The following is a 25718-nucleotide window of genomic DNA, read 5'->3' as shown; positions in this document are numbered from 1 at the left end:
GCTGGAGGCCAATTTCGCTCAAGAAATTGGCCTTTTTCTTTGGGCGCTTTAAACGGTCGCCCAGAACACCGCAAACCAGCTTTTCGGGTCGGTCCAGTGCTCCACCTGCGTGAAGCCGGCTTGCCGCAAAAGCGCTGTCATGCTTTCCACCGTGTACTTGTAAGAGCATTCGGTATGGATGCGTTCGCCGGCGCTGAAGCGCCGCTCACGGCCCGGCCAGCGCACCGTCAGGTCGCACGTGGCTTCCAGGTGCATTTCGATGCGCGATCGTTCGGCATTGAACAGCGCCACATGGCGCCATTGCCGCACATCAAAGTCAGACTGCAGCAACTCATTGATATTGAGCAGCAGGTTTTTGTTAAAGGCGCCCGTCACGCCCAGCGCGTCGTCGTAGGCGGCTTTCAGTAGCTCGGAGTCCTTGACGAGGTCGATGCCCAGCAGCAAACCACGCGCCTTGCCCTGCGCCGGGTCGGCGATGTGCTGCAGGAACTGCAAAGCCTGATCGGGGTGGAAGTTGCCCAGGCTGGAGCCGGGGTAGAAAAACACGCGGTCATGGGTTTGCACTTGATCCGGCAGCACCAGGCCCGCCGAAAAATCCATGCCCAGCCCGACGATGTCGAGTGCCGGGAAATTGTTTTGGACCTGCTCGGCGGCGTCACGAAGGAAGTCGACGGAGATGTCGACCGGCACGTACTGGCGGGGCTGCAGGTGGGGAATCAGTGTCATGGCCTTGGCGCAGTTGCCTGCACCCAGGTCGATCAGGCAGGGGTGGCTGATGCCCGCGCTGGCCAGCGCGCGCGTGAAATGCGCATGGGAGGCTTCGAAGATGCCGGCTTCGGTGCGGGTCGGGTAGTACTCGTTCAGGCCGGTGATGGCTTCAAAAAGTTTGGAGCCGAGTTCGTTGTAGAAAAACTTCGGGCTTACGTTCGCCGCTTCGGCGAGCAGGCCTTCAGCGATTTCGTCCGCCGCGCCGCCCGAGGGGCCCGGCAGGGTTTCGTCGTAAAGGTTGATGAACTGGGGGGATGCCGTCGCCAGGGCTTCGGCGAGGCCGGGAAATTTGAGGGGCAGGTTCACGGTAGGTCAGCTGGTTAGGTGTTATCGAAAGATTTAAAAGCAGTTTGCACACCGGATGTGTAGGACTGTGCCGCTCAAACGGCGAATGGGCAAGGCGGCGCGGGCTTATATAGGACCAAATCTGTCCGCTGGTGGCTTTTGGCCCCGCAGCAGCTGTCTGTTAGTCTGCGGCTGCCACCCATCCTTACATTTCCATGAAAAACCCGCCATTGCCGCACCCGCAGCGCCTGTCACGCCGTTTGCTGCTGCAATTTCCGGCTGCCTGCGCCGTGGCCGCCGTGGCGGCAAAGGCCGCGGCACAGGGCCTGACCGGGCCGGCGTATGAGGTTTCGCCCTGGCGCGGCCCTTTGACGGCGCTGGACCTGGTCGACACCACCGGCAAGACCTGGCGCCTGGCCGACCTGCAGGGCCGTGCCGTACTGCTTAATTTCTGGGCCAGCTGGTGCGAACCCTGCCGCGCCGAGATGCCGACCCTGCAGCAGGTCGCCGACTTCTACGGGCCGGAAAAACTGCTGGTGCTGGCGATCAACTTCAAGGAGCCGCCCGCGCGGGCGCTGCAGTTTGCCCAGACCACCGGCGTGACCTTGCCCATCCTGCTTGACCTCAAGGGCGAGGCGGCGCGCCGCTGGGGGGTCAAGGTGTTCCCCACGACGCTCAGCATCGACCGCAAGGGCAAGCCGCGCCAGCGCATACAGGGCGAGGTCGACTGGACCAGCAGCGCCGCGGAAAAGCTGATCGCCGGGCTGCTTCAGGCCTGAAAGCGCCTGCGAGGGCGAGGCAAGAAGACGCCAGGGGCGATAATCGCGGCCCAGACATCCCGCGGCATCTTTACCTGCTGCGGTGCACGTCGCCCTCACCCCACCCGGAGATCCTTCATGACCACCGTACGCCGAGCCTTTCTGAAAAACACCGCGGCAGCTGCCGTGGCCGCGGCATTGCCCGCCATCACCTTTGCGCAGGCGTCCGCTGCTGCGCCCACCCGCCGCCACTTCGCCCCCCAAAGCGGTGCCTGGCGCACGTTTGATGTGACGACGCGCGTGGACATCGTCAAGCCGCAGGGCGTGACCAAGGTCTGGTTGCCGATTCCATCGGTCAACAGCGACTACCAGCATTCGCTGGGCAACAGCTTTTCCAGCAATGGCAGCACCCAACTGACGCAGGACGGCCGCGACGGCGCGAAGATGCTATACGTCGAATTTCCGGCTACCGAGGCCAAGCCCTATGTGGAACTGACCAGCCGTGTGCAGACACAAGGCCGCGCCATCGACTGGTCGCAGAAAACCGCCGCCGCCGAAAGCGCCGACACGCTGCGTTACTTCACGCGGCCCACCGTGCTGATCCCGACCGACGGCATTGTGCGCAAGACCGCGCTGGCCGCCACCCAGGGCGCAAAGACCGATGTCGAAAAGGCGCAAAAGATCTATGACTGGATCGTGGCCAACACCTACCGCGAGCCCAAGGTGCGCGGCTGCGGTGAGGGCGACATCAAGACCATGCTGGAGACCGGCAACCTGGGCGGCAAGTGCGCCGACCTGAATGCGCTGTTTGTCGGCCTGTGCCGCTCCGTGGGGCTGCCGGCGCGCGATGTCTACGGCATTCGCCTCGTGCCTTCCGTCTTTGGCTACAAAGAGCTTTCGGGCAACCCGGCCAGCCTCAAGGGCGCGCAGCATTGCCGCTCCGAGGTGTACCTCAAAGGCTACGGCTGGGTGGCCATGGATCCGGCCGATGTGGCCAAGGTCATGCGCCTGGAAACGGCCGACTGGATCAAGACCACCCACAACCCGGTGGTTGAGCCGGTGAACAAGGCGCTCTTTGGTGGCTGGGAGGGCAACTGGATGGCCTACAACACCGCGCATGACGTTGCCTTGCCAAAGTCTGCCGGCGAGAAGCTGGGCTTCTTTATGTACCCCGTGGGTGAAAACGCCGCGGGCCGCTTTGACTCTTACGCGCCGGACGACTTCAAGTACCAGATCACGGCGAAAGAGATCACTGCCTGAGCATTACGTCCCTCGGCCTGTGCGAAAAAAGCCCTCGACGCGAGGGCTTTTTTATTCCCGGTGCATACCAGGAAAAGTCAGGTGAGCGGCGCGGCCATCAGGCGCGTCAACAGCGCTTCGTAACCGGCCACCACGGCGGCATTGGTCGGCAGGTAGCGCTGGATCAGCTGGCGTTGCCGGACTGCGTAGGCTTCGTGCTGCGCGTCGTGATGGTCAAACACCTCCAGCAGCCGGGTGCAGCCGGCCTGGACATCGTTGCCCTCGTAGTAATAGCCCAGGTCGGCGCACAGGTGGGCGTTGTGCACCAGCGGGTAGCCCTGCCAGCAGACTTCAAGGTAGAAGTAGTTGAGTGCATTCTCCCACTGGTGCGAGATGACGACGTCGGTCATTTCGCTGAGAAAAGCCGGCGTTTCAAAGACACCGAGGAAGGACGCCTTGTGCTGGCGCACGATGTCGAGCTGGTTCATGAGCGCCACGAACTCCTTGCTCTCCTGCGCCAGGCGTATGGCATTGGTCACATGCAGGTAGGCGATGGCATCGGGCCGCTGGCGAAAGGCTTCTTCGGCAATCAGGATGGGGTAAAGGCAAAACTTGACCACGTCGAGGTTTTGCTCCATCACGCTGAGGCGGCGCGGGGCCGGCCGGGGGCGGTACTGGCCGGCGTGTGGGAAGGTGCGGCTGCGCGCTTCGATGAACATCGGGTCCCAGACAAAGGGCACGACGGTGGCGGGCCTGCGGCGCAGCGTTGAAAAGTAGTGCTGGCTGATGGGCGCCACCTGCGGAATGACCCAGAGATCGTCATAGCGCTGGTTGACAAACAGGTCGTGGCCCCACAAAGGCCGGCCAAAGAGGATGGACTCCATGGTGTGCACATACTCGAAGCCGCAGCAGTAAGACACCAGCCGGGTGCCGCGCTGCTTGAGGTAGTCTGTTTGGGCTGCGCTGATCTGCCCGCCCAGCTCGATCAGCACATCCAGCGAATCCTTGGCCTCTTCAAAGGTGACGGTCGGCCAGCGCTGCTGGTCCCAGGGAAGCGCCGGCGTGATGCGCACGGCGGTGGTGTTGACCAGCCGCACGGAGCCCACCAGTGAAGAAGCCTTGAGGGCTTCGGCCAGGAAAACGGCGTTTTGCTTGATGCCGTTGTTCCAGAGGGTTTCGGCCTCCTGGTGCAGGCCGATGGTGATGCCGATTCGAAGGCCGGAAGGAGGGGATGCCATGTTACTCAGCGTGCTCAGGCCGGCCGGCGCACCGGGAGCGCGGCCAGCAGCCCGTCATAGGTGGCCACCAGTTCAGGGTTTGCCGCCGTATAGGCGAGCAGGTGCTGCCTCTGCCGCTGGGTGTAGGCATCCGCCTCGCTGTCGTGGTGTTCGAGCACCTGCGTCAACTGGCGTGCGCCTGCCTCGACATCATTGCCGGGGTAGTAGTAGCCCAGTTCCGTGCACATGGAGGCGTTGTGCACCATAGGGTAACCCAGCCAGCAGACGTCGAAGTAAAAATAGTTGAGCGGGTTGTCCCACTGGTTGGAGATCACGGCGTCGGCGTGTTCAGAGAGGAAGTTGGCCGTGTCATAACGGCCCAGAAAAGAAGCCTTGCCGGCGTTGACGATGTCGAGCTGGAACATCAGCAGCTGGAATTCGCGGCTTTGCTCCGCCAGGTGCTTGGCGCTGCAAACGTTCAGGTATTCGATGAGCTGCGGTTGCGCGCGAAAAACCGTCTCGGCGATCAGGATGGGGTAGATGCAGGCCTTGACCACATCCATGTTGGGCTCCATGACGGCCAGCCGCTTGGCCGGCCGGCCCGGCTGGTAGCGGCCGCCATGGGGAAGCTTTGCCACGCTGCCTTCCAGCCAGCGCGGGTCCCAGACAAAAGGCACGACCTTGGTGGGGCAACGCCTCAGCGTCTGGATAAATGAACGCGAGTTGTTGGCCACCTGGGGAATGACCCAGATCTCGTCGTAGTGGCGGTTCATGTAGACGCCGCCGGGCCAGATGGGGCGGCCAAACAGGATGGATTCCAGCACCACGACATATTCGCTGCCGCAGCAATAGCTCACCAGCCTGGTTCCGGCCGCCTTCAGTTGCAGGGAATGCGCTTCGCTGATGCCGCCGCCGAGTTCAATCAGGACATCCAGGTCGTCCATGACAGATTCGAGTGTGACGACCGGAAAGGTCTTGAGGTCCCAGGGAAGCTGATCGGTGATGGGGATGTCGGTGGTGTTGACCAGCTGCACCCGGTGGCCGAGCGGCGAGGCGAGCAGCACACACGCCAGGTTCAGCGCATTTTGTTTGATGCCGTTCACCCACAGGCTTTCGTCGGGCGACCTCAGCCCGATGGTGATGCCGATGCGCAGGGCCGGCATGCTCAACGCGCCCCGCTGAAAAACGGCCCCGGGCGGGCGCGCGGAAAAACCAGACCTTCCGCACCCGCTGTCATCGGCCTTTTGCCTTCAGCGCTGGGTCTTTCCAGTCGTACTCGACATGGCGCCGGATGATCAGGCAGCCGGGAGGCGAATCGATGAGGGTGACGGTTGCGCCTGGGTCGCGTGCGTCCGTGTAAACGGTGAACGTGGCCAGCAACTGGGTGGCCTTGTAGCCGCCTAGCTCCTGCTGGGCGATGCTTCTGCAGGCGAACGGCGCGACCGAGATGCGCTCTGCCGCAATGGAGCAACCGCCGGTGGCATCGGGAACCGCTGTCAGTGAAAAGGCCAGGGAGGCATTTTTGTACTCGACGCCGCTGAGGGAAAAGAAGGGGCCCCCGTCGGGGTTCTTGCGGTCCCAGTCGACCAGCACGTCATTTCCGGTGCTGCCGTTGACGGTCAGGGAAGACAGGCGGGAAATGGCGGGCAGGCAGCGCTTGACGCCCACATTGGTGGCCGCAGCCGTCAGCGTGTCCATCGGGGCGCCCGGCGGCGGCGCCACCGGCAAAACGCCGGGCCGCGGCGGGGATACCTGCGCGTGGCTGACAAGGCCCTGCAAGCACAGCAAACCGGCCAGCAGCAGCGTACGGACGGGGTGGCCGTAGCGTGAATATGTCGGGGAAAGAGGGGATGTCATGGTGAGCCTGCGCGATACAGTTTGACCAGCGCTTCATTGTAGGTACGGACGTTGTTTTCGTTCTCGGGATCCAGGGTGCGCAGGAAAGTCCGGGCGCGTTCCCGGTAAGCGGCCAAGTCTGCATCATGCTGGGCAAATGCCTGAATGACGGCCAGGCCGCCTTCTTCGCAGTCGAAACCGGGATAAAAATACCCGCAATCTTCAATGAATGTGGAGTTGTGGATCAAGGGATAGCTGCCGTACAGCGCTTCGTAATAGAGGTAGTTCTGCCCGTTTTCCCATTGGTGGCAGACGACGGCATCGACTTGCGACGACAGGCACTGGTACACCGGAAAGCGCCCTTCAAAAGTGGCCAGCCCGTGCCTGACGATATCCAGGCTGTTGGCAAAACCGACGAAGGTCACGTGATCCTTCATGTGAAAGGTGTTGTAGGCCCGCACCAGCTCGATCATGTCGGGCTTTGCCCGGTGGGCCACGTCGATCAGCAGCAGGGGCAAATGGCTGGTTTTGACCATGCAGATATTGGGCTCGAAAATGCCGAGCCGCCATTTTTTTCGCCCCGGCTTGTAGCCGAAGGTCTCGCCGCTGGGGAGTGTTGCCGACGCACGGTCGATGACGGCGGGGCTCCAGAGGTGTTGCATCAGCCGCACCGGGGCCCGCATGGCGGTGCCGAAGTAGTGCATGCAGGTGCGCTCGTACTCCGGCAAGGTCCAGATCTCGTCGTAAGGCGTGCCTGCGATCAACAGGCCATGCTGCTTGTTGAAGATCATGCGCTCGATGTCGATGACGTAATCGTTGCCGACACGCATGGTGACGACCTTGCCGCCGCGCTCACGAAAGTTCACCGCCCAGTCGCGGTTGAGCTGCGCGCTCATCTCGATCATCACGTCGAGCTTTTCGGTGGCGGCGTCCATGTCGATGATGGGCACCGGCGAGTCGGCCATGAAGCGCCGGGCGTCCGCTGTATCGCCGTCGCCGCCTCCGATGACGAGATAGGTCTCGCCGACGTTGGGCGCCTTGAGCAGCAGCATGACAAGGAACAGGCAGTTCTGGAAGATGCCGTTTTCCCACAGGGACTGCTCGCCCTTGCGCACATAAATCGAGACGCCCACCCGAAGGCGGTCCGGCGGGGACTGGTTTGTTGCCGATGCCGGGTTGTGGGCTGTTTTGGCCTTGCTCATGCCGGCACTCCCACGCTGTGGTCGGCGTAAAGATTGAGCAGCCGGCGCGCATAGTGCTGCAGGTTGTTGTGTGAAAAAGGATCGACGCTGGCAAAAACCCTGGCAGCCCCGCCGCGGTAGGCTTCCAGCTGGTCGTCGTGATGGCGGGCGGCGATCAGCAACTGCCTGCCGCCCTCCGCTGTGTCGAATTCAGGGTAGTAGTAACCGGCCTCCCTCAACCAGGGCGAGTTGTGGATGAGCGGGTAGTTGCCGTAGAGGGCGTCCAGGTAGCTGTAGTTCTGGTCGTTCAGCCATTGGTGCGAGACGACTGCGTTGGCATGCTGAACCATGTAGCCGGCGAAATCATGGCGGCCTTGGAACACGGCCTTTTGCCGCTTGACCAGATCCAGGGAGTTGGCCAGGTAGAGCAGGGTGGGGTGGTCCTTGAAATGCAAGGTGTTGAGCACGTGCATGAAGTCGACATGTTCGGGCTCGGCGCGAAAGGCTTCGTCGCAAACCAGCATCGAAATGCTGGAGGTCTTCACGACGGAGACATTGGGTTCAAAAATCGCCACCCGCAGCCCTGGCTTGTGGCCGGCTGCATCGGCAACGCGCGGGGTGTAGCCGAATGAGTAGCCATCTTTTTCCAGATCCGCCACGCGTTGCATGAGAAATTGCGGCGACCAGATATAGGGAATCTCATGGACCGGGCAGCGGTTGAGGACCCGCAGCATGGGCGCGAAATCTGAAAAGTACTCGGGCAGCATCCAGATTTCGTCGCAGCGGTCAGCCCGGCTGAAAAAACCAGGGCGGTCAAACACGCTGGGCTCGATCAGCCCGCAATAGGGCTGCCCTGCGCAATACCAGATCACCTTCTTGCCGCGCGCCCGCATGTAGTCAAGCCATTTCACGTCGAGAATCCCCGCCATCTCGATGGCGATATCGATGTGTTCCGTGGCTTCGTGGGCGGTCATCATCCGCAGGCCCAGCGCGTCCATGTTCACCTGGGGCGGCATGGTTTTTTGGTCGCCGCCATTGAGCAGGACGACCGACTCCACAAAAGGCAGTTTCTGAAAAGCCTGGGCAAGGAAGATGACGTTTTGCCCCAGACCGTTTTCCCAGATGTTCTGGCCGGCGTGGGTGAGAACCGAAATACCAATGCGCATGGTTGTATCTCTTCAAAAACAATGAGCGCCGGGGGCCACCAGGGCCACACGGCGCTCACCGGGGGCCTGCAGGCCCCGCTGGGTCGGTGGAGGGCACTCAGCGCATTCTACTTAACGCCATTTCCAGCTTGCGCCGAAGTTCAGGCCCCACTCCTTGCCGGTCGTTGAGACACCGAAGCCCCACGCGCTCTTGCCGTCGTTGTTCAGGGCCTTGAAGTTGATGCCCAGCGCGCCGTAGCCTTTGTAGTTACCGACGCCGACGCCGAGCGCCTTTTCGCCGCCTTCCAGGTTAGGCATATAGGTGCCTGCCATGGCCATGCTCATTGCGATACCGGAGTAGGCGATGCGCCTGACGTCGCTCAACTGGGACACGTTCACGGCGTCTGTCGGTGCAATACCGGGGGCGACGTTGGTGATGCGCCGTTCGTTGCCTTGCGAACCCACGGACACCGTGTTGGGCTGGTCGGCGACCGAGTAGGCGCCCAGTGCCACGGAACGGTTTGCCGTGGCTTCGGCGGCAGCGCCCAGCGCCACGGAGTCGTTGCCCGATGCCAGCGAGTTCCAGCCGACGGCGGTTGCCGGATCGGCAATGGCCCGTGCCTGGAAGCCGATGGCCACAGAGCCTTCATACGTGGCGGTAGCCCGGAAGCCGATGGCGGTCGTGTTCTTGTCCTGGGCCAGCGATTGCGAGCCGTAGGCCGTTGCACCGGTAGCGACTGTCGTCGTGGTGGCGCCGTTCACGCCGGCGCGGGTGCCGGCGCTGGCGCACAGGCCCGTCGCCGTGGTGTCGGCGCCGTTGGCCACCGTGCAGTCTGCAGGCGTCGCAATGGTCTGCAGCGCCGTGTTGTTGAAGGAATTGCCTTGCGTCTGGAGCCCGCCGCCGGCCGCTCCGCCCGCGGTGGAGCCGATGACCGAGCCTCCGTTGGCGGTGGCTGCGTTGGCGGCGCTGACCAGCGGGGCCAATGCGGTGGTGCCGGCCGTTGCCGTCGACAGGCCGGTCGACAAGGAGGAAATTCCGCTGTTCACGGTGCTCAGGCCGGTGGAGAGCGATCCCACCCCGGTCGAGAGCGAACTGAAGCCCGTGGACAGTGAGCTGAAGCCCGTCGATGTCGAGGTGGACAGTGAGCTGGTACCCGTGGACAGGGAGCTCACGCTGGTCGACAGCGAACTGACGCCGGTGGAGGTCGACGTCGACAGCGAGGTGATGTCGCTGGTGACGGTGCTCAGGCCGGTCGAGAGCGAACTGTTGCCTGTCGACAAAGAGCTCAGGCCGGTCGAGAGTGAACTGAGGCCGGTCGATGTCGACGTCGACAGCGAACTGACGCCGGTGGACAGCGAGCTGATACCCGTGGAGAGCGAGCTGATGCCGGTGGACGTCGAGGTCGACAGCGATGCGACATTGCTGTTGGTGGTGCTCAAGCCCGTGGACAGTGAGCTGACACCGGTAGACAGGGAACTCACGCCGGTCGACAGCGAGCTGATGCCGGTGGAGGTCGAGGTCGACAGCGAATCAATGCCTGTTGACAGGGAACTGATGCCGGTGGAAGTCGAGGTCGACAGCGAACTCACGCTGGTCGACAGCGAGCTGATGCCGGTGGAGGTCGAGGTCGACAGCGAACTCACGCCGGTGGACAGCGAGCTGATGCCGGTGGAGGTCGAAGTCGACAGCGAACTCACGCCGGTGGACAGTGAGCTGATGCCGGTGGAGGTCGAAGTCGACAGGGAGCTCACGCCGGTGGACAGGGAACTGACACCGGTAGACAGCGAGCTGATGCCGGTGGAGGTCGAGGTCGACAGGCCGTCGATCGCCGTTGACAGCGAGCTGACGTTGGTGGAGGTCGAAGTCGACAGCGAAGCGACGTTGCTGTTTGTCGTGCTCAGGCCGGTCGAGAGGGAGCCCACGCTGGTCGATAGCGTGATGAAGCCTGTCGAGAGTGAGCCGAACCCTGTTGACAATGAGCCAAAGCCCGTTGACAGCGAGCTGATGCCCGTGGAGGTCGAGGTCGACAGCGAACTGATGCCGGTTGACAGGGAACTGTCTGCGGTTGAGGTGGATGTCGATAGCGACGTGACGTTGCTTTCGGCGGTGCTCAGGCCGGTAGACAGGGAACTGAAGCCGGTCGATGTGGAGGTCGACAGCGAGCTGAAGCCGGTAGAGATCGAACTGAACCCGGTGGATATGGAGCTGAACCCTGTGGAAACCGAGCCGAAGCCGGTCGACAGCGATGAGATGCCGCTTTCGGCGGTGCTCAGGCCCGTGGACAGGGAGCTAAAGCCCGTCGACGTCGACGTCGACAGCGAGCTGAAGCCGGTGGAAATCGAGCTGAACCCGGTGGATATGGAACTGAATCCCGTGGAAACCGAGCCGAAACCGGTCGACAGCGATGAGATGCCGCTTTCGGCGGTGCTCAGGCCCGTGGACAGGGAGCTAAAGCCCGTCGACGTCGACGTCGACAGCGAGCTGAAGCCCGTAGAGATCGAGCTGAATCCGGTGGAGATCGAACTGAAGCCCGTGGACACAGAGCCAAACCCGGTAGACAGGGAGGCGATACCGCTGTCTGCCGTGCTCAGGCCTGTGGACAGCGAGCTGAAGCCGGTCGATGTCGAGGTCGACAGCGAGCTGAAACCTGTCGAGATCGAGCTGAACCCGGTGGAAACCGAGCTGAAGCCGGTCGACAGCGATGTGATGCCGCTTTCAGCAGTGCTCAGGCCCGTGGACAGGGATGTGATGCCGCTGGTGGCGGTGCTCAAACCGGTCGAGGTCGATGTAGACAGTGAGGTGATCCTGCTGTCTGCCGTGCTCAGGCCGGTTGAAGTCGAGGTCGACAGCGACGTGACATTGCTGTTTGTGGTGCTCAAGCCGGTCGAGGTCGAGGTGGACAGCGACGTGATTCTGCTGTCTGCCGTGCTCAGGCCTGTAGAGGCCGAAGTCGACAGTGAGGTGACATTGCTGTTGGTCGTGCTCAGGCCGGTCGACAAGGACGTGATGCCGCTGGCGGCGGTGCTCAAGCCCGTGGATGTCGAGGTCGACAGCGACGTGACATTGCTGTTCGTGGTGCTCAGACCGGTCGACAAGGATGTGATGCCGCTGGCGGCGGTGCTCAAGCCCGTGGATGTCGAGGTCGACAGCGACGTGACATTGCTGTTCGTGGTGCTCAGACCGGTCGACAAGGATGTGATGCCGCTGGTGGCGGTGCTCAGGCCCGTGGACGTCGAGGTCGACAGCGACGTGACATTGCTGTTCGTGGTGCTCAGACCGGTCGACAAGGATGTGATGCCGCTGGTGGCGGTGCTCAAGCCCGTGGACGTCGAGGTCGACAGCGACGTGACATTGCTGTTCGTGGTGCTCAGCCCCGTCGATGTTGACGTGGACAGCGAGGTGATCCTGCTGTCCGCCGTGCTCAGGCCTGTGGACGTCGAGGTCGACAAGCTGCCCAGGCCGGTAGACAGGGAGGTGATGCCGCTGGTAGCAGTGCTCAAGCCGGTTGAAGTCGAGGTCGACAGCGAGGTGACATTGCTGTTTGTCGTGCTCAGCCCCGTCGACAGGGAGTTAAAGCCCGTCGATGTGGAGGTCGACAGCGAGCTGAAGCCGGTGGACAACGATGTGATGCCGCTTTCGGCAGTGCTCAAGCCCGTAGACAGAGACGTGATGCCGCTGGTGGCTGTGCTCAAGCCCGTCGAGGTCGAAGTCGACAGCGAAGTGACATTGCTGTTTGTCGTGCTCAGGCCGGTGGACAAAGAGCTAAAGCCCGTGGAAATAGAGCCGAAGCCAGTCGACAGTGAAGAGATACCGCTCTCGGCAGTGCTCAATCCGGTGGACAGCGAGCCAATACCTGTGGAGGTCGAGGTCGACAGCGACGTGATGCGGCTGTCGGCTGTGCTCAGGCCGGTCGACGTCGAAGTGGAGAGCGAAGTAAGGCCGCTGGCGGCGGTGCTCAAGCCTGTTGAGGTCGAAGTCGACAGCGAGGTGACGTTGCTGTTGGTCGTGCTCAGGCCCGTTGACAGGGAAGTGATGCCGCTGGTTGCGGTGCTCAATCCTGTTGACGTGGACGTGGACAGCGAAGTAAGGCCGCTGGCAGCTGTGCTCAGACCGGTGGAGGTCGAAGTCGACAGCGAGGTGACATTGCTGTTGGTCGTGCTCAGGCCGGTCGACAAGGACGTGATGCCGCTGGTAGCCGTGCTCAGGCCCGTCGACGTAGAAGTCGACAGCGAGGTGACATTGCTGTTCGTCGTGCTCAGACCGGTGGAGGTCGAGGTCGACAGGGAGCCCAGGCCAGTGGACAAGGACGTGATGCCGCTGGTAGCCGTGCTCAGGCCCGTCGACGTGGAAGTCGACAGCGAGGTGACATTGCTGTTGGTCGTGCTCAGGCCGGTCGACAAGGACGTGATGCCGCTGGTAGCGGTGCTCAGGCCCGTCGACGTGGACGTGGACAGCGAAGTAAGGCCGCTGGCAGCTGTGCTCAGACCGGTGGAGGTCGAAGTCGACAGGGAGCCCAGGCCGGTGGACAGGGAGGTGATGCCGCTGGTTGCCGTGCTCAAGCCGGTTGAAGTCGATGTCGACAGCGAAGTGACATTGCTGTTCGTCGTACTCAAGCCAGTCGACAGAGACGTAATGCCACTGGTCGCGGTGCTCAATCCGGTCGATGTCGACGTGGACAGCGAGGTGACGTTGCTGTTCGTCGTGCTCAAGCCGGTCGACAGAGACGTAATGCCACTGGTAGCAGTGCTCAATCCTGTAGATGTCGAAGTCGACAGCGACGTGACGTTGCTGTTGGTGGTGCTCAGCCCCGTGGACAGGGAGGTGATGCCGCTGGTAGCGGTGCTCAGACCGGTGGAGGTCGAGGTCGACAGGGAGCCCAGGCCGGTGGACAAGGACGTGATGCCACTGGCTGCGGTGCTCAGGCCAGTCGAAGTCGACGTGGACAACGAGCCAATGCCGGTGGATGTTGAGGTCGACAGCGAAGTGATGCGGCTATCGGCCGTGCTCAGGCCCGTCGATGTCGAAGTCGACAGCGACGTGACGTTGCTGTTGGTGGTGCTCAGCCCCGTGGACAGGGACGTGATACCACTGGCAGCGGTGCTCAACCCGGTCGACGTGGAAGTAGACAGGGAGGTCACCCGGCTGTCAGTGGTGCTCAGGCCGGTAGACAAAGAAGTGATGCCGCTGGTGGCCGTGCTCAATCCGGTCGAGGTCGAGGTGGACAGCGACGTAATTCTGCTGTCTGCAGTGCTCAGGCCTGTAGATGTCGAAGTCGACAGCGAGGTGACATTGCTGTTCGTGGTGCTCAGGCCTGTCGATGTCGAGGTCGACAAGCTGCCCAGGCCGGTAGACAAGGAGGTAATGCCGCTGGTGGCTGTGCTCAGACCTGTAGATGTCGAGGTCGACAGCGAAGTGACATTGCTGTTCGTGGTGCTCAAGCCGGTAGACAGGGACGTGATGCCACTGGTAGCGGTGCTCAAGCCGGTCGACGTGGACGTAGACAGTGATGTAAGTCCGCTGGCCGCGGTGCTCAAACCGGTGGAGGTCGAGGTCGACAAGCTGCCCAGGCCGGTAGACAGCGACGTAATACCGCTGGTCGCAGTGCTCAGCCCGGTGGACGTGGACGTCGACAGCGACGTGACATTGCTGTTGGTGGTGCTCAGGCCGGTCGACAAGGACGTGATGCCGCTCGTGGCCGTGCTCAATCCGGTCGATGTTGACGTGGACAGAGAGCTCAGGCCACTGGCTGCCGTGCTCAGCCCCGTGGAGGTCGAAGTCGACAGGGAGCTAATGCCGGTCGACGTCGAAGTTGACAGCGAGGTCACATTGCTATTGGTCGTGCTAAGACCTGTCGACGTTGACGTGGACAGCGATGTCAGGCCGCTGGCGGCGGTGCTCAGGCCGGTCGAAGTCGAGGTCGACAGCGAGGCAATACCGCTGGCGGCTGTGCTCAGGCCGGTGGAAACAGAGCCAAAGCCGGTCGACAGTGAAGAGATGCCGCTCTGGGCGGTGCTCAAACCCGTAGACAGGGATCCAATACCGGTCGATGTCGAGGTGGACAGCGAGGTGACGTTGCTATTGGTCGTGCTCAGGCCGGTGGACAGCGAGCCGATGCCTGTGGACGTGGAGGTCGACAGTGATGTGATGCGGCTGTCGGCCGTGCTCAAACCTGTGGATGTCGAGGTGGACAGCGAAGTGATATTGCTGTTCGTGGTGCTCAAGCCGGTAGACAGGGACGTGATGCCACTGGTGGCCGTGCTCAATCCGGTCGAGGTCGAGGTGGACAGCGACGTAATTCTGCTGTCTGCAGTGCTCAGGCCTGTAGATGTCGAAGTCGACAGCGAGGTGACATTGCTGTTGGTGGTGCTCAGTCCCGTGGACAGCGATGTGATGCCGCTGGTGGCGGTGCTCAAGCCTGTGGAGGTCGAGGTCGACAGGGAGCCCAGGCCTGTGGACAGCGAGGTGATGCCGCTGGCAGCAGTGCTAAGGCCAGTGGATGTCGAAGTCGACAAGGAGGTCGCCCGGCTGTCAGTGGTGCTCAGGCCGGTAGACAAAGAAGTGATGCCGCTGGTGGCCGTGCTCAAGCCGGTCGATGTCGAAGTGGACAACGACGTGACATTGCTGTTGGTCGTACTCAGGCCAGTCGACAAAGACGTGATGCCGCTGGTGGCGGTGCTCAAGCCTGTTGACGTAGACGTAGACAGCGAGGTGACGCGACTGTCAGCCGTGCTCAAACCTGTGGATGTCGAGGTGGACAGCGAAGTGACATTGCTGTTGGTCGTGCTCAGGCCGGTCGACAGAGACGTGATACCGCTGGTGGCTGTGCTCAAGCCGGTCGATGTTGACGTGGACAGCGACGTGATCCTGCTGTCTGCCGTGCTCAGGCCTGTGGACGTCGAGGTCGACAAGCTGCCCAGGCCGGTAGAAAGGGACGTGATGCCGCTTGTCGCTGTGCTCAAGCCAGTTGACGTCGAGGTCGACAGCGAAGTGACATTGCTGTTGGTGGTGCTCAGACCGGTGGACAGCGACGTAACGCCGCTGGCAGCTGTGCTCAGGCCAGTGGACAGGGACGTGATTCCGCTGGTGGCCGTACTCAGGCCGGTCGATGTGGAGGTCGATAGCGACGTGACATTGCTGTTCGTGGTGCTCAGGCCTGTCGATGTTGACGTGGACAGCGAGGTGATCCTGCTGTCCGCCGTGCTCAGGCCTGTGGACGTCGAGGTCGACAGCGAAGTGACGTTGCTGTTTGTCGTGCTCAAACCCGTCGACAGGGAAGTTATGCCGCTGCTGGCAGTGCTCAAGCCGGTCGACGTGGACGTAGACAGCGATGTAAGGCCGCTGGCCGCGGTGCTCAGGCCTGTGGATGTCGAAGTCGACAGCGATGTCACGCTGCTGGTCGCTGTGCTTAGCCCGGTCGACGTGGAAGTAGACAGAGAGGTCACCCGGCTGTCGGTGGTGCTCAAGCCGGTAGACAGGGAGGTGATACGGCTGGTGGCAGTGCTCAAGCCAGTTGACGTCGAGGTCGACAGCGACGTCACGCTGCTGGTCGCAGTGCTCAAGCCGGTCGATGTTGACGTGGACAGGGACGTGGTCCTGCTGTCTGCCGTGCTCAGGCCTGTGGATGTCGAAGTCGACAAGCTTCCCAGGCCGGTGGAAAGCGACGTAATGCCGCTGTTTGCCGTGCTCAGGCCGGTAGACAGAGAGCTAAAGCCAGTCGACGTTGACGTTGACAGGGAGCTGAAGCCCGTCGAGATCGAACTGAAGCCTGTGGAAACAGAGCCAAAGCCGGTAGACAGCGACGAAATTCCGCTCTCGGCGGTGCTCAGGCCGGTGGACAGCGAGCCAATACCTGTTGACGCGGAGGTCGACAGCGACGTGACATTGCTGTTTGTGGTGCTCAAGCCCGTCGAAGTTGAGGTCGACAGCGACGTGATGCGGCTGTCGGCGGTGCTCAGGCCCGTGGACGTCGAAGTCGACAAACTGCCCAGTCCAGTGGACAGGGACGTGATCCCGCTGGTGGCAGTGCTCAGGCCAGTCGATGTGGACGTAGACAGGGAGGTCACCCGGCTGTCAGTGGTGCTCAGCCCGGTCGACAGGGAAGTGATGCGGCTGGTGGCCGTGCTCAGCCCGGTGGATGTCGAGGTCGAGAGCGACGTGACATTGCTGTTCGTGGTGCTCAGGCCGGTGGACGTCGAAGTAGACAAGCTTCCCAGGCCGGTGGAAAGCGACGTAATGCCGCTGTTTGCCGTGCTCAGGCCGGTAGACAGGGAGCTAAAGCCAGTGGACGTTGACGTTGACAGTGAGCTGAAGCCCGTCGAGATCGAACTGAAGCCTGTGGAAACAGAGCTAAAACCGGTAGACAGCGACGAGATGCCGCTGTTTGCCGTGCTCAGGCCGGTAGACAGGGAGCTAAAGCCGGTCGACGTTGACGTTGACAGCGAGCTGAAGCCCGTCGAGATGGAGCTGAATCCTGTGGAAACAGAGCCAAAGCCGGTAGACAGCGACGAAATTCCGCTCTCGGCGGTACTCAGACCGGTGGACAGCGAGCCAATACCTGTTGACGCGGAGGTCGACAGCGACGTGACATTGCTGTTTGTGGTGCTCAAGCCCGTCGAAGTTGAGGTCGACAGCGACGTGATGCGGCTGTCGGCGGTGCTCAGGCCCGTGGACGTCGAAGTCGACAAACTGCCCAGTCCAGTGGACAGGGACGTGATCCCGCTGGTGGCAGTGCTCAGGCCAGTCGATGTCGAGGTCGAGAGCGACGTGACATTGCTGTTCGTGGTGCTCAGGCCGGTGGACAGCGAGGTGATGCCGCTGGTCGCTGTGCTCAGGCCAGTGGAAAGGGACGTGATCCCGCTGGTGGCAGTGCTCAGGCCGGTCGAAGTCGAAGTTGACAGCGACGTCACGCTGCTGGCCGCTGTGCTCAGACCCGTCGATGTCGAGGTGGACAGTGACGTGACATTGCTGTTCGTGGTGCTCAGGCCGGTGGATAGCGAGGTGATGCCGCTGGTCGCTGTGCTCAGGCCAGTGGAAAGGGACGTGATCCCGCTGGTGGCAGTGCTCAGGCCGGTCGAAGTCGAAGTTGACAGCGACGTCACGCTGCTGGCCGCTGTGCTCAGACCCGTCGATGTCGAGGTGGACAGTGACGTGACATTGCTGTTCGTGGTGCTCAGGCCGGTGGATAGCGAGGTGATGCCGCTGGTCGCTGTGCTCAGGCCAGTGGAAAGGGACGTGATCCCGCTGGTGGCAGTGCTCAGGCCGGTCGAAGTCGAAGTTGACAGCGACGTCACGCTGCTGGCCGCTGTGCTCAGACCCGTCGATGTCGAGGTGGACAGTGACGTGACATTGCTGTTCGTGGTGCTCAGGCCGGTGGACAGCGAGGTGACGCCGCTGGTCGCTGTGCTCAGGCCAGTGGAAAGGGACGTGATGCCACTGGTGGCAGTGCTCAGGCCAGTGGATGTTGAGGTAGACAGCGATGTGATGCGGCTGTCGGCGGTGCTCAAGCCGGTCGAAGTTGAGGTCGACAGTGACGTGACATTGCTGTTCGTGGTGCTCAAGCCCGTGGACAGCGAGGTAACGCTGCTGGCAGCTGTGCTCAGGCCAGTGGACAGGGATGTGATACCGCTCGTGGCGGTGCTCAGCCCGGTCGATGTGGACGTAGACAGGGAGGTCACCCGACTGTCGGTGGTACTCAGTCCTGTGGACAGGGACGTCACCCGGCTGTCGGTGGTGCTCAGACCTGTGGACAGGGACGTCACCCGGCTGTCGGTGGTGCTCAGACCGGTAGACAGGGAAGTGATGCGGCTGGTCGCCGTGCTCAGCCCGGTGGATGTTGAGGTCGACAGTGATGTGACATTGCTGTTGGCGGTGCTCAGGCCCGTGGACACGGACGTGATGCCGCTGGTGGCGGTGCTCAAACCGGTTGACGTCGAAGTCGACAAGCTGCCCAGTCCGGTGGACAGGGAAGTTATACCGCTGGTGGCCGTGCTCAGACCCGTCGATGTCGAGGTGGACAGTGACGTGACATTGCTGTTCGTGGTGCTCAGGCCGGTGGATAGCGAGGTGATGCCGCTGGTCGCTGTGCTCAGGCCAGTGGAAAGGGACGTGATCCCGCTGGTGGCGGTGCTCAAACCGGTTGACGTCGAAGTCGACAAGCTGCCCAGTCCGGTGGACAGGGAGGTAATGCCACTGGTGGCCGTGCTCAAGCCCGTCGATGTCGAAGTGGACAACGACGTGACATTGCTGTTCGCCGTGCTCAGGCCAGTCGACAGCGAGGTAATGCCGCTGGTCGCCGTGCTCAGGCCAGTGGAAAGGGACGTGATGCCGCTGGTCGCTGTGCTAAGGCCGGTCGAAGTCGAAGTTGACAGCGACGTCACGCTGCTGGCCGCTGTGCTCAGACCCGTCGATGTCGAGGTGGACAGCGAAGTGACATTGCTGTTCGTGGTGCTCAGACCGGTGGACAGCGAGGTAATGCCGCTGGTCGCCGTGCTCAGGCCTGTGGACGTCGAAGTCGACAAGCTGCCCAGTCCGGTGGACAAGGAGGTAATGCCACTGGTGGCCGTGCTCAAGCCCGTCGATGTCGAAGTGGACAACGACGTGACATTGCTGTTCGCCGTGCTCAGGCCAGTCGACAGCGAGGTAATGCCGCTGGTCGCCGTGCTCAGGCCGGTTGATGTCGAGGTCGACAGTGACGTGATGCGGCTATCGGCCGTGCTCAGACCGGTAGATGCTGAAGTCGACAGGGAGCCCAGGCCGGTGGACAGGGAGGTGATACCACTGGTGGCGGTGCTCAAGCCGGTCGAAGTCGAGGTCGACAGCGAGGTGATGCTGCTCGTGGCGGTACTCAACCCGGTCGACGTGGACGTGGACAGGGACGTAATGCCGCTGGTGGCGGTGCTCAAACCAGTTGACGTCGATGTGGATAGCGAGCTGAGACCGGTAGACAGCGACGTCACCCGGCTGTCTGTGGTACTGAGGCCGGTAGACAGGGACGTGATCCGGCTGGTGGCGGTGCTCAGCCCCGTCGATGTCGATGTGGACAGCGAGCTGACACCGGTCGACAGTGAAGTGATATTGCTGTTGGCCGTGCTCAGTCCGGTGGACAGTGATGTGATACCGGTCGAGGCTGAAGTCGACAGCGAAGTGACATTACTGTTTGTGGTACTCAGGCCGGTGGACAGCGAGGTGATGCCGGAGGTCGCGGTGCTGAGCCCTGTGGATGTCGACGTCGAGAGAGAAACGGTAGCGGTCGAAAGCGAGCTCGTCACCGTGGACAACTGGGTCACGTTGACGGCATCTGTCCCATCTTTACCGGCCGCCACGCCCGAGATCGTGCGGTTGCCGACGTTCACTTCGCCGGCGGAGGTCTGCGCGGCAACGATGCCGAAAGCCGTGTAGCCGGTTTGCGCGCCCACCGTGGTGGCGGAGTTGGAGCCCAGAGCCACGCTGTCTGCCTTGCTGGCCGCCGCGTTGGCGCCAATGGCAACTGAATTGGTGTTGCTAGCAACAGCGGCTTTGCCCAGCGCCACAGCGCTGGCGGCGCTCGCTGTTGCATCTGTGCCAGATGCGAGTGAGGCGCCGCCGCTGGCCACGGAGCCTTTACCGACCGAGACGGCTTCTGCGGCGCTCGCCGTTGCGGCATTGCCTGCGTTCAGGCTACCGCCGATGGCAACGGCGTCGGTGCTGCCCGCCGTCACCACAGCATTGCGGCCAATCGCAATGGATTGGTCTGCGCTCGCGGTCGAGCCGCCTGTGCCGGTGCCATTACCGCCGCCGATGGCGACGGAAGACAGGCCGACGGCGTTGGCGTCATTGCCCAAGGCGTAAGCACCTGCCCCTGAAGCTTTGGAGCCGGAGCCGATAGCGGTTGCGCTGTTTGCGGACGCGCTCGAATTGTTGCCAATAGCTACGGAATAGTCTTTCGTGGCCTGTGCCCCGTTGCCGATGGCGACGGAGGCTGTACCCAGAGCGTCTGCCCCGTTACCAAAAGCGCTGGATTGATCTCCGGTTGCCACGGCCGCATTACCGACAGCCGTTCCCCCGGACGCCGTTGCGGTCGCCCGGGTGGCAGCTGTATTTCCCGTACCAATGGCAATACCCGTTGCACCTGCCCCGCCGGTGATTTGCCCAACAGTGGCACTTGTGCCAATAAAACTGGCTCGGGCACCGGGTGAAACCAGCGCCGCTGCCCCAAGAATTGCCGCTGCCGCGACGGCGGAGACTTTGGAGCCGCTGCGTTTACCTCGCGCACTCGATATTTCTGATACGGCAACCCAGGTGCCCAGAAGCTCGCTATAGACGGTTCGGTAAAACTTATTCATTTTTGACTACGGTTCAAATGGTTCGCCGGGCTTGCAGCAGGTCACCTGGGAGGCTGTGCGCCGGCGGAGAGCGCGCCGTACATGTAGCCCACGGGAACCCAGCGGTCCTTGTTCCAGTAAACGGCGACTTTTTCCCAGCCGCGGCCCTTGGAAAACGGGGCGATAAAGGTGACGCTGGCGTATTCACCTGGAGGAATTCCGGGCTTGTTGATGTCGTGCTCCATCGCAGACCAGACGCGCGGTGCTGCTTTCTGGCCCAGCGTGCTGGTTTTCGTGGCGACGTGGTTGATCCAGAAAGGACGGTCGACCTTTTCCTTCATAAACGTAAAGCTCTGGTCCCACATCGCACCGCCCTGGTCGGCATCTGCCAGGGTGAGCCATTGCTCGGCAACGGCGATGGCAGCATCGGCGGAAGGCGCCGTCTGCGCAGACACACCGAAGGACAGCATGAGCGTCATCGCCAATGCCCACAGGCGCAGTGCCAAACTGCTTTTCAGGCCACGGTGTGTTGCGGTATTCATCTGATTTTTTTTCAAACTCAGTTGCACCACGTCTCAAAATGGGTGCTTAAGCGCTATTTGTAAGAATGTGTGCTTTTTGGTGGATGGAATGTAATTAGTTCGCAGGATTTTCCCATGTACCCCTCGCTATAGGTAAGAAATACCACACGAATTTGTTGTAACGTCTTGATTGGATTGATTTTTTGCAAAAAATGTCACGGCATTCCTATGCGCAAAAGCTTCTATGGCTCTGTGAGTACGCATCAAAAATGAGTCTGGATGTAACTATTTATCAGTTTTCTATAGCTATCCAGTTTCTTTTTGTCTCACTTCTCACAGAATTTTTATTTCAAGTATTAATACCGTGAGCGATTTCACGAGAAGCCGGTCAGGCGTCTCAATGGCACCTGAATCCGTTGGATTCACGTCACAAAGAGGGTGAGCAGGAGCCCGGGACGCGGGACTACGCGCCGGAAAAAGGCGGCAAATCGTTGGCGCCGGGGTGCCGAAGGGGGTGAAAACGCGGGCAAGCCCTCATCCAGGGTTGCAAGGGAGTCGGGCGGCCCATGAGGGCCGCAGCGCCTAACTCAGGTCCAGGAAAAGGCTGAGGCGCGTGTGAAATGCGCGGGCTTCACCCGTGAAGGGGTCCGTGAAGCGCACGGTTTTGGCCAGCAGTTGCAGCGGCCGGCTGTAGTCGTCATCCGGGGTAGGGTGCACCGGCGGGTAAATCCGGTCATGCAGGATGGGGATGCCCACGGCATTCATGTGCACCCTCAACTGGTGCTTTTTCCCGGTCACCGGGCTCAAGGCGTAACGCGCCAGGCGGGTGCGGGGTGCTGTCTGCAGAAGGTCGATACGGGTTTCGCTGTTCGGGTCCCCCTCGGCCTCGCATTGCCGGAAGAAGGGTTCGCCCTGGACGATCCGGCTTTTGCGGGTCAGCGGAAAGCCGATGTCTGCACGCCAGGGCGCGATGGCTTCGTAGTCTTTGCGTACTTCGTGGCGCCTGAAAAGGGCCTGGTAGGCGTCGCGCTCACCGGGTTTGACGGAAAACAGCACCAGGCCGGCGGTCTCGCGGTCTATGCGGTGAATCGGCGCCAGGCCTTCCAGGCCCAGGCTGTTTTTAAGCCGCACCAGCAGCGTCTCCTGAAGGTAGTGGCCCGAGGGCGTGACGGGCAAAAAATGCGGTTTGTCGGCCACAACGAGGTGCTCGTCCTGCCACAGCACGCTGGCCTCGAAGGGCACACGGGGCTCGTCGTCCAGGGCGCGGTAGTAGTAAACGCGCATGTGGCCCCGGTAGGGGCGTTCGGGGGTGACGGCTTCGCCGAATTCATCGGCCACCAGCCCGTCCGCCATGCGTTGAAGCCAGGTTTCACGCGGGATCGCAGGAAAGCGCTGGACCAGGAAGTCCGTGATGGTGCCCCAGTCACCGGCCGGCAGGCCGACGCAGCTAGGGCTGACCCCGCTGCGGGCCGGCAAGCCGTGGGCAGGCCCTTTCACGCCGGTGCAGACGGGTGTTTACACACGGGTGAACACCACGTCCCACACACCGTGGCCGAGCTTGATGCCGCGGTTTTCAAACTTGGTCAGCGGCCGGTAGGCGGGCTTGGGCGCGTAGCCGCCCTGGGACGCGTCGGCCGTGTTTTGAAGCAAGGGCTCGGCCGTCAGGACTTCCAGGATCTGCTCGGCGTAGGGCTGCCAGTCGGTGGCGCAATGCAGGTAGCCGCCGGGCTTGAGGCGCGCGGCCAGTTTGGCGATCAGCGGCTGCTGGATCAGGCGGCGTTTGTTGTGTTTTTTCTTGTGCCAGGGATCGGGGAAAAAGATGTGCACGCCGTCCAGGCTGGCTTTCGGGAGCATGTCGTCCATCACTTCGACCGCATCGTGCTGCAGGATGCGGATGTTGGTGAGGTTTTGCTCGGCAATGCGTTTGAGCAGGGCTCCGACGCCGGGCGTGTGCACTTCGCAGCAGAGGAAGTTGGTGCCGGGCATCAGCGCGGCAATGTGGGCCGTGGCTTCGCCCATGCCAAAGCCTATCTCGAGGACGGTGGGGGCCGAGCGCCCAAAGGTGCTTTCAAAGTCGAGCGGCGCGTCGGCATACGGCAGCAAAAACTTCGGGCCCACGTCGGCAAAGGCTTTGGCCTGGCCGGCGGTGGTGCGGCCGGTGCGGCGCACGAAGCTGCGGATTTTGTGGGGCGGGTGGGTGTCGGCTGGCGCGCCTTCGGGTAAGGAGGGCGGCACGGGGGGGAGGGTTTCAATCACCGCTCAATTTTAGTCGCCCGAAGTGAGCCGCCCAAAGCGGTACGGCCTGCTGCAGCCATGCGGCGGGTGAGTGCGCGCTTGCCAAGGCCTTGCCTTCCAGCCCCAGGGCCTTGCCTGCCTGAGCCAGCAACTGCAACGGCTGGGCCGTGTCCAGCGCCTCGGCGCCGTTTTGTTTGGAGAGCTTTTCGCCGTTGGCGCCCAGCACCAGCGGCGTGTGCAGGTAGCGCGGCGTGGGCAGGCCCAGCGCGCGCTGCAGCAAAATTTGCCGCGCCGTGTTGTCGGCCAGGTCCTCGCCGCGCACGATGTCGGTGATGCCCTGGGCGGCATCGTCGACCACCACCGCCAGCTGGTAGGCCCACAGGCCGTCGGCCCGCTTGAGGACAAAGTCGCCCACTTCGCGGCTGACGTCCTGTGCCTGCGGGCCCAGAAGGCGGTCGTGCCAGACGGTTTCGGCATTGCGGCTGGATTCGCTTTGGGTGCGATCTGCTATTGAATTGATAGCTGAAAGCCCAGGTGCAGTATGGGCTTGAGCCGTATTTTGTTCATAACTCTGCACGCCAAACCGCCAGGCCCGCGCGGGGCGCCCGTGCAGTCCGTCGCGGCAGGTACCCGGGTAGACCAGCTCGCCATGGCGTTCGCGCGCCTGGCCCGACGCGGCCAGCGCCCGGGCGATGTCCTGGCGCGTGCAGGCGCAGGGGTAGGCCAGCCCATGGGCGATCAATGAGTCCAGTGCGTTTTGGTACAGGGCGCCGCGCTGCGACTGGTAGACCGGCGGTTCGTCGGGCGCCAGGCCGCAGTGGGCCAGTTGCTCAAGAATGATGCGGTCGGCACCAGGCACACAGCGCGGCATGTCGACGTCTTCGATGCGCACCAGCCACTTGCCTCGATGCGCGCGGGCATCCAGCCAGCTGGCCAGGGCCGCCACCAGCGAACCGGCGTGAAGCGGGCCAGTTGGAGAGGGCGCAAACCGGCCCCGGTAAGCGGCCCCCATGCCGGTGCCTCCGTTGACGGTGTTCAGGCCGGCCGCCACGCCGGGCCGCCCCAAGTAAGGCCAGCCCCCTCGGGGGGCAGCGCAGTACGCGAAGCGACAAGCGTGGGGGCTAACAAAGTTCCAGGGCCATCTCAAGGCCCGATACGAAGCCGTCTTCCACGCGGTGCCCCAGGCACCAGTCGCCACAGGCGCCGATGCGCGATTTGGGGTCCCAGGCGTGGGTCTTGCCCAGGGGCTGCATGGTTTGGGCATGGCGCCAGCGGTGCACCACGGCGTGGGGCGGCTCGGCGCGGATGCCGGTGACTTCGGTGAAGGCCTTGAGCAGCTTGGCCTTGACGCGCTCGGCGTCGTCTTCCAGGTGGCGTTCCGACCATTCGGGGCTGGCCTGCACCGTCCAGCGCTCGATCGGGCTGCGCCCGGGCTTGGAGGATTCGCGCGCCAGCCAGGCAATCCGGTGGTGGGTGCTGCGCGCCGCATTCCAGTGAGGGCCCAGGTGCGCCATGGTGGGCTGCAGCGCTTTCGGAAAGGCCAGCATCAAGGTCCAGCACGGCGCCACGCTGACTTTTGAAAGTTCGGTCATCAAGGGCTTGCCCTGCTGGGAGCTGAGCAGCAGGGCTTGCGCCTGCGCGGAGGGGATCGCCAGAACCACGGCATCAAAACCGGAGTGAACCCGGCTGCCGGCGCCTTCGGTCTGCAGCTGCCACTGTTCGGCGTGCAGCTTGTCGGGCTCGATCCGCGTCACCTCAGTTTCAAGCACCAGCCGGCCGGCAGCGGCCAGGGGCTGCGCCCATTCCCTGACGAGCGCGTTCATGCCGGGTGTAGCGACCCAATGGGCTTCTTTGGGCGGCAGCGCCGACGCCACCACGCGACCCAGCTCGTCCAGGATGCGTACGGTATTGGCGCTCCAGGGGCGCACCAGCTTTGTGGCGGTGGCCAGGGCTTTTTCAAACCGGGCGTCGCGCACGGTGAAGTATTGGGTGCCGTGGTCGAAGCCGCCGAATTCGCTTTCCCGCGTTGCCATGCGGCCGCCGGCGCCGGTGCTTTTCTCGAAAACGGTGACGTCATGCCCTGCCTGCACCAGTGTGCGCGCGCACGCTACGCCGGCGATGCCCGCGCCCACCACGGCGATGCGCCGCGGTGCCGCGGATTCAGGAGATCGGATGCTGGATTTTTTGGCCATGTCTTTGTACTTATGTGGGGTTGATGAATGGGGCGGCTTGC

14 protein-coding genes are annotated in these 25718 nt (G+C 62.6%); 2 read left to right on the top strand and 12 right to left on the bottom strand.

Annotation, left to right across the window (positions count from 1 at the left end; translation table 11 throughout):
* Positions 1 to 48 precede the first annotated feature (48 nt).
* Complete coding sequence (gene egtD / locus DT070_RS20345; RefSeq protein ID WP_122957032.1) at positions 49 to 1074, bottom strand: L-histidine N(alpha)-methyltransferase; 1026 nt, start codon at positions 1072 to 1074, stop codon at positions 49 to 51.
* 194 nt (positions 1075 to 1268) lie between these two features.
* Here egtD and DT070_RS20340 point away from each other — a divergent pair, with 194 nt between their 5' ends.
* Both DT070_RS20340 and DT070_RS20335 read left to right on the top strand, forming a co-directional pair.
* Entirely contained in the window at positions 1269 to 1832 is a 564-nt protein-coding gene (locus DT070_RS20340) for a TlpA disulfide reductase family protein (protein ID WP_122957031.1), read from the top strand.
* Between the two features lie 117 nt (positions 1833 to 1949).
* The gene (locus DT070_RS20335; protein ID WP_122957030.1) at positions 1950 to 3071 is read left to right on the top strand and encodes a transglutaminase family protein; all 1122 of its coding nucleotides are present in this window, start codon (positions 1950 to 1952) and stop codon (positions 3069 to 3071) included.
* A gap of 77 nt (positions 3072 to 3148) precedes the next feature.
* Here DT070_RS20335 and DT070_RS20330 read toward each other — a convergent pair whose 3' ends face one another.
* The 11 genes from DT070_RS20330 to DT070_RS20260 form a co-directional block, all read right to left on the bottom strand.
* Positions 3149 to 4288, bottom strand: coding sequence for a DUF2827 domain-containing protein (locus tag DT070_RS20330; protein WP_122957029.1), 1140 nt, complete (start codon positions 4286 to 4288; stop codon positions 3149 to 3151).
* A gap of 14 nt (positions 4289 to 4302) precedes the next feature.
* Positions 4303 to 5430, bottom strand: coding sequence for a DUF2827 domain-containing protein (locus DT070_RS20325; protein ID WP_122957518.1), 1128 nt, complete (start codon positions 5428 to 5430; stop codon positions 4303 to 4305).
* Between the two features lie 70 nt (positions 5431 to 5500).
* Positions 5501 to 6124, bottom strand: coding sequence for a hypothetical protein (locus DT070_RS20320; RefSeq protein ID WP_194965977.1), 624 nt, complete (start codon positions 6122 to 6124; stop codon positions 5501 to 5503).
* Positions 6121 to 7305: a DUF2827 domain-containing protein gene (locus DT070_RS20315; protein WP_122957028.1), complete on the bottom strand. Its 1185-nt coding sequence runs from the start codon at positions 7303 to 7305 to the stop codon at positions 6121 to 6123. The genes DT070_RS20320 and DT070_RS20315 overlap by 4 nt, the downstream gene beginning before the upstream one ends.
* Positions 7302 to 8450: a DUF2827 domain-containing protein gene (locus DT070_RS20310; protein WP_122957027.1), complete on the bottom strand. Its 1149-nt coding sequence runs from the start codon at positions 8448 to 8450 to the stop codon at positions 7302 to 7304. The genes DT070_RS20315 and DT070_RS20310 overlap by 4 nt, the downstream gene beginning before the upstream one ends.
* Positions 8451 to 8561: 111 nt before the next feature.
* Positions 8562 to 20750, bottom strand: coding sequence for an ESPR-type extended signal peptide-containing protein (locus DT070_RS20290; RefSeq protein ID WP_153976403.1), 12189 nt, complete (start codon positions 20748 to 20750; stop codon positions 8562 to 8564).
* Between the two features lie 41 nt (positions 20751 to 20791).
* Positions 20792 to 21271, bottom strand: a complete 480-nt coding sequence (locus tag DT070_RS20285) for a DUF4019 domain-containing protein (protein WP_122957025.1) — start codon at positions 21269 to 21271, stop codon at positions 20792 to 20794.
* A gap of 561 nt (positions 21272 to 21832) precedes the next feature.
* Positions 21833 to 22747 (bottom strand): RluA family pseudouridine synthase, encoded by a 915-nt coding sequence (locus tag DT070_RS20280; RefSeq protein ID WP_122957024.1) that lies wholly within the window; start codon positions 22745 to 22747, stop codon positions 21833 to 21835.
* A gap of 18 nt (positions 22748 to 22765) precedes the next feature.
* A complete protein-coding gene (gene trmB / locus DT070_RS20275) occupies positions 22766 to 23485 on the bottom strand; it encodes a tRNA (guanosine(46)-N7)-methyltransferase TrmB (protein ID WP_228778634.1) in 720 nt (239 codons plus the stop codon).
* Positions 23486 to 23498: 13 nt separating this feature from the next.
* Complete coding sequence (gene gluQRS / locus DT070_RS20270; RefSeq protein WP_122957516.1) at positions 23499 to 24497, bottom strand: tRNA glutamyl-Q(34) synthetase GluQRS; 999 nt, start codon at positions 24495 to 24497, stop codon at positions 23499 to 23501.
* 109 nt (positions 24498 to 24606) lie between these two features.
* On the bottom strand, positions 24607 to 25677 hold the full coding sequence (locus DT070_RS20260) for an NAD(P)/FAD-dependent oxidoreductase (RefSeq protein ID WP_122957022.1): 1071 nt from the start codon (positions 25675 to 25677) through the stop codon (positions 24607 to 24609).
* Positions 25678 to 25718: the final 41 nt, after the last annotated feature.

This window comes from Polaromonas sp. SP1, assembly GCF_003711205.1.
Taxonomy (GTDB): domain Bacteria; phylum Pseudomonadota; class Gammaproteobacteria; order Burkholderiales; family Burkholderiaceae_C; genus Polaromonas.
Note: the sequence above shows the minus strand (reverse complement) of the source record. Positions and strands in the feature narration are given on the sequence as shown.

Bases quoted from the DNA above. Each gene is read 5' to 3' on its own strand.
- DT070_RS20325 (WP_122957518.1), bottom strand. From the start codon at position 5,430: ATGCCGGCCCTGCGCATCGGCATCACCATCGGGCTGAGGTCGCCCGAC.
- gluQRS (WP_122957516.1), bottom strand. From the start codon at position 24,497: ATGGGGGCCGCTTACCGGGGCCGGTTTGCGCCCTCTCCAACTGGCCCG.
- DT070_RS20340 (WP_122957031.1), top strand. From the start codon at position 1,269: ATGAAAAACCCGCCATTGCCGCACCCGCAGCGCCTGTCACGCCGTTTG.
- DT070_RS20310 (WP_122957027.1), bottom strand. From the start codon at position 8,450: ATGCGCATTGGTATTTCGGTTCTCACCCACGCCGGCCAGAACATCTGG.
- DT070_RS20290 (WP_153976403.1), bottom strand. From the start codon at position 20,750: ATGAATAAGTTTTACCGAACCGTCTATAGCGAGCTTCTGGGCACCTGG.
- DT070_RS20285 (WP_122957025.1), bottom strand. From the start codon at position 21,271: ATGAATACCGCAACACACCGTGGCCTGAAAAGCAGTTTGGCACTGCGC.
- DT070_RS20335 (WP_122957030.1), top strand. From the start codon at position 1,950: ATGACCACCGTACGCCGAGCCTTTCTGAAAAACACCGCGGCAGCTGCC.
- DT070_RS20320 (WP_194965977.1), bottom strand. From the start codon at position 6,124: ATGACATCCCCTCTTTCCCCGACATATTCACGCTACGGCCACCCCGTC.
- DT070_RS20260 (WP_122957022.1), bottom strand. From the start codon at position 25,677: ATGGCCAAAAAATCCAGCATCCGATCTCCTGAATCCGCGGCACCGCGG.
- DT070_RS20330 (WP_122957029.1), bottom strand. From the start codon at position 4,288: ATGGCATCCCCTCCTTCCGGCCTTCGAATCGGCATCACCATCGGCCTG.
- DT070_RS20315 (WP_122957028.1), bottom strand. From the start codon at position 7,305: ATGAGCAAGGCCAAAACAGCCCACAACCCGGCATCGGCAACAAACCAG.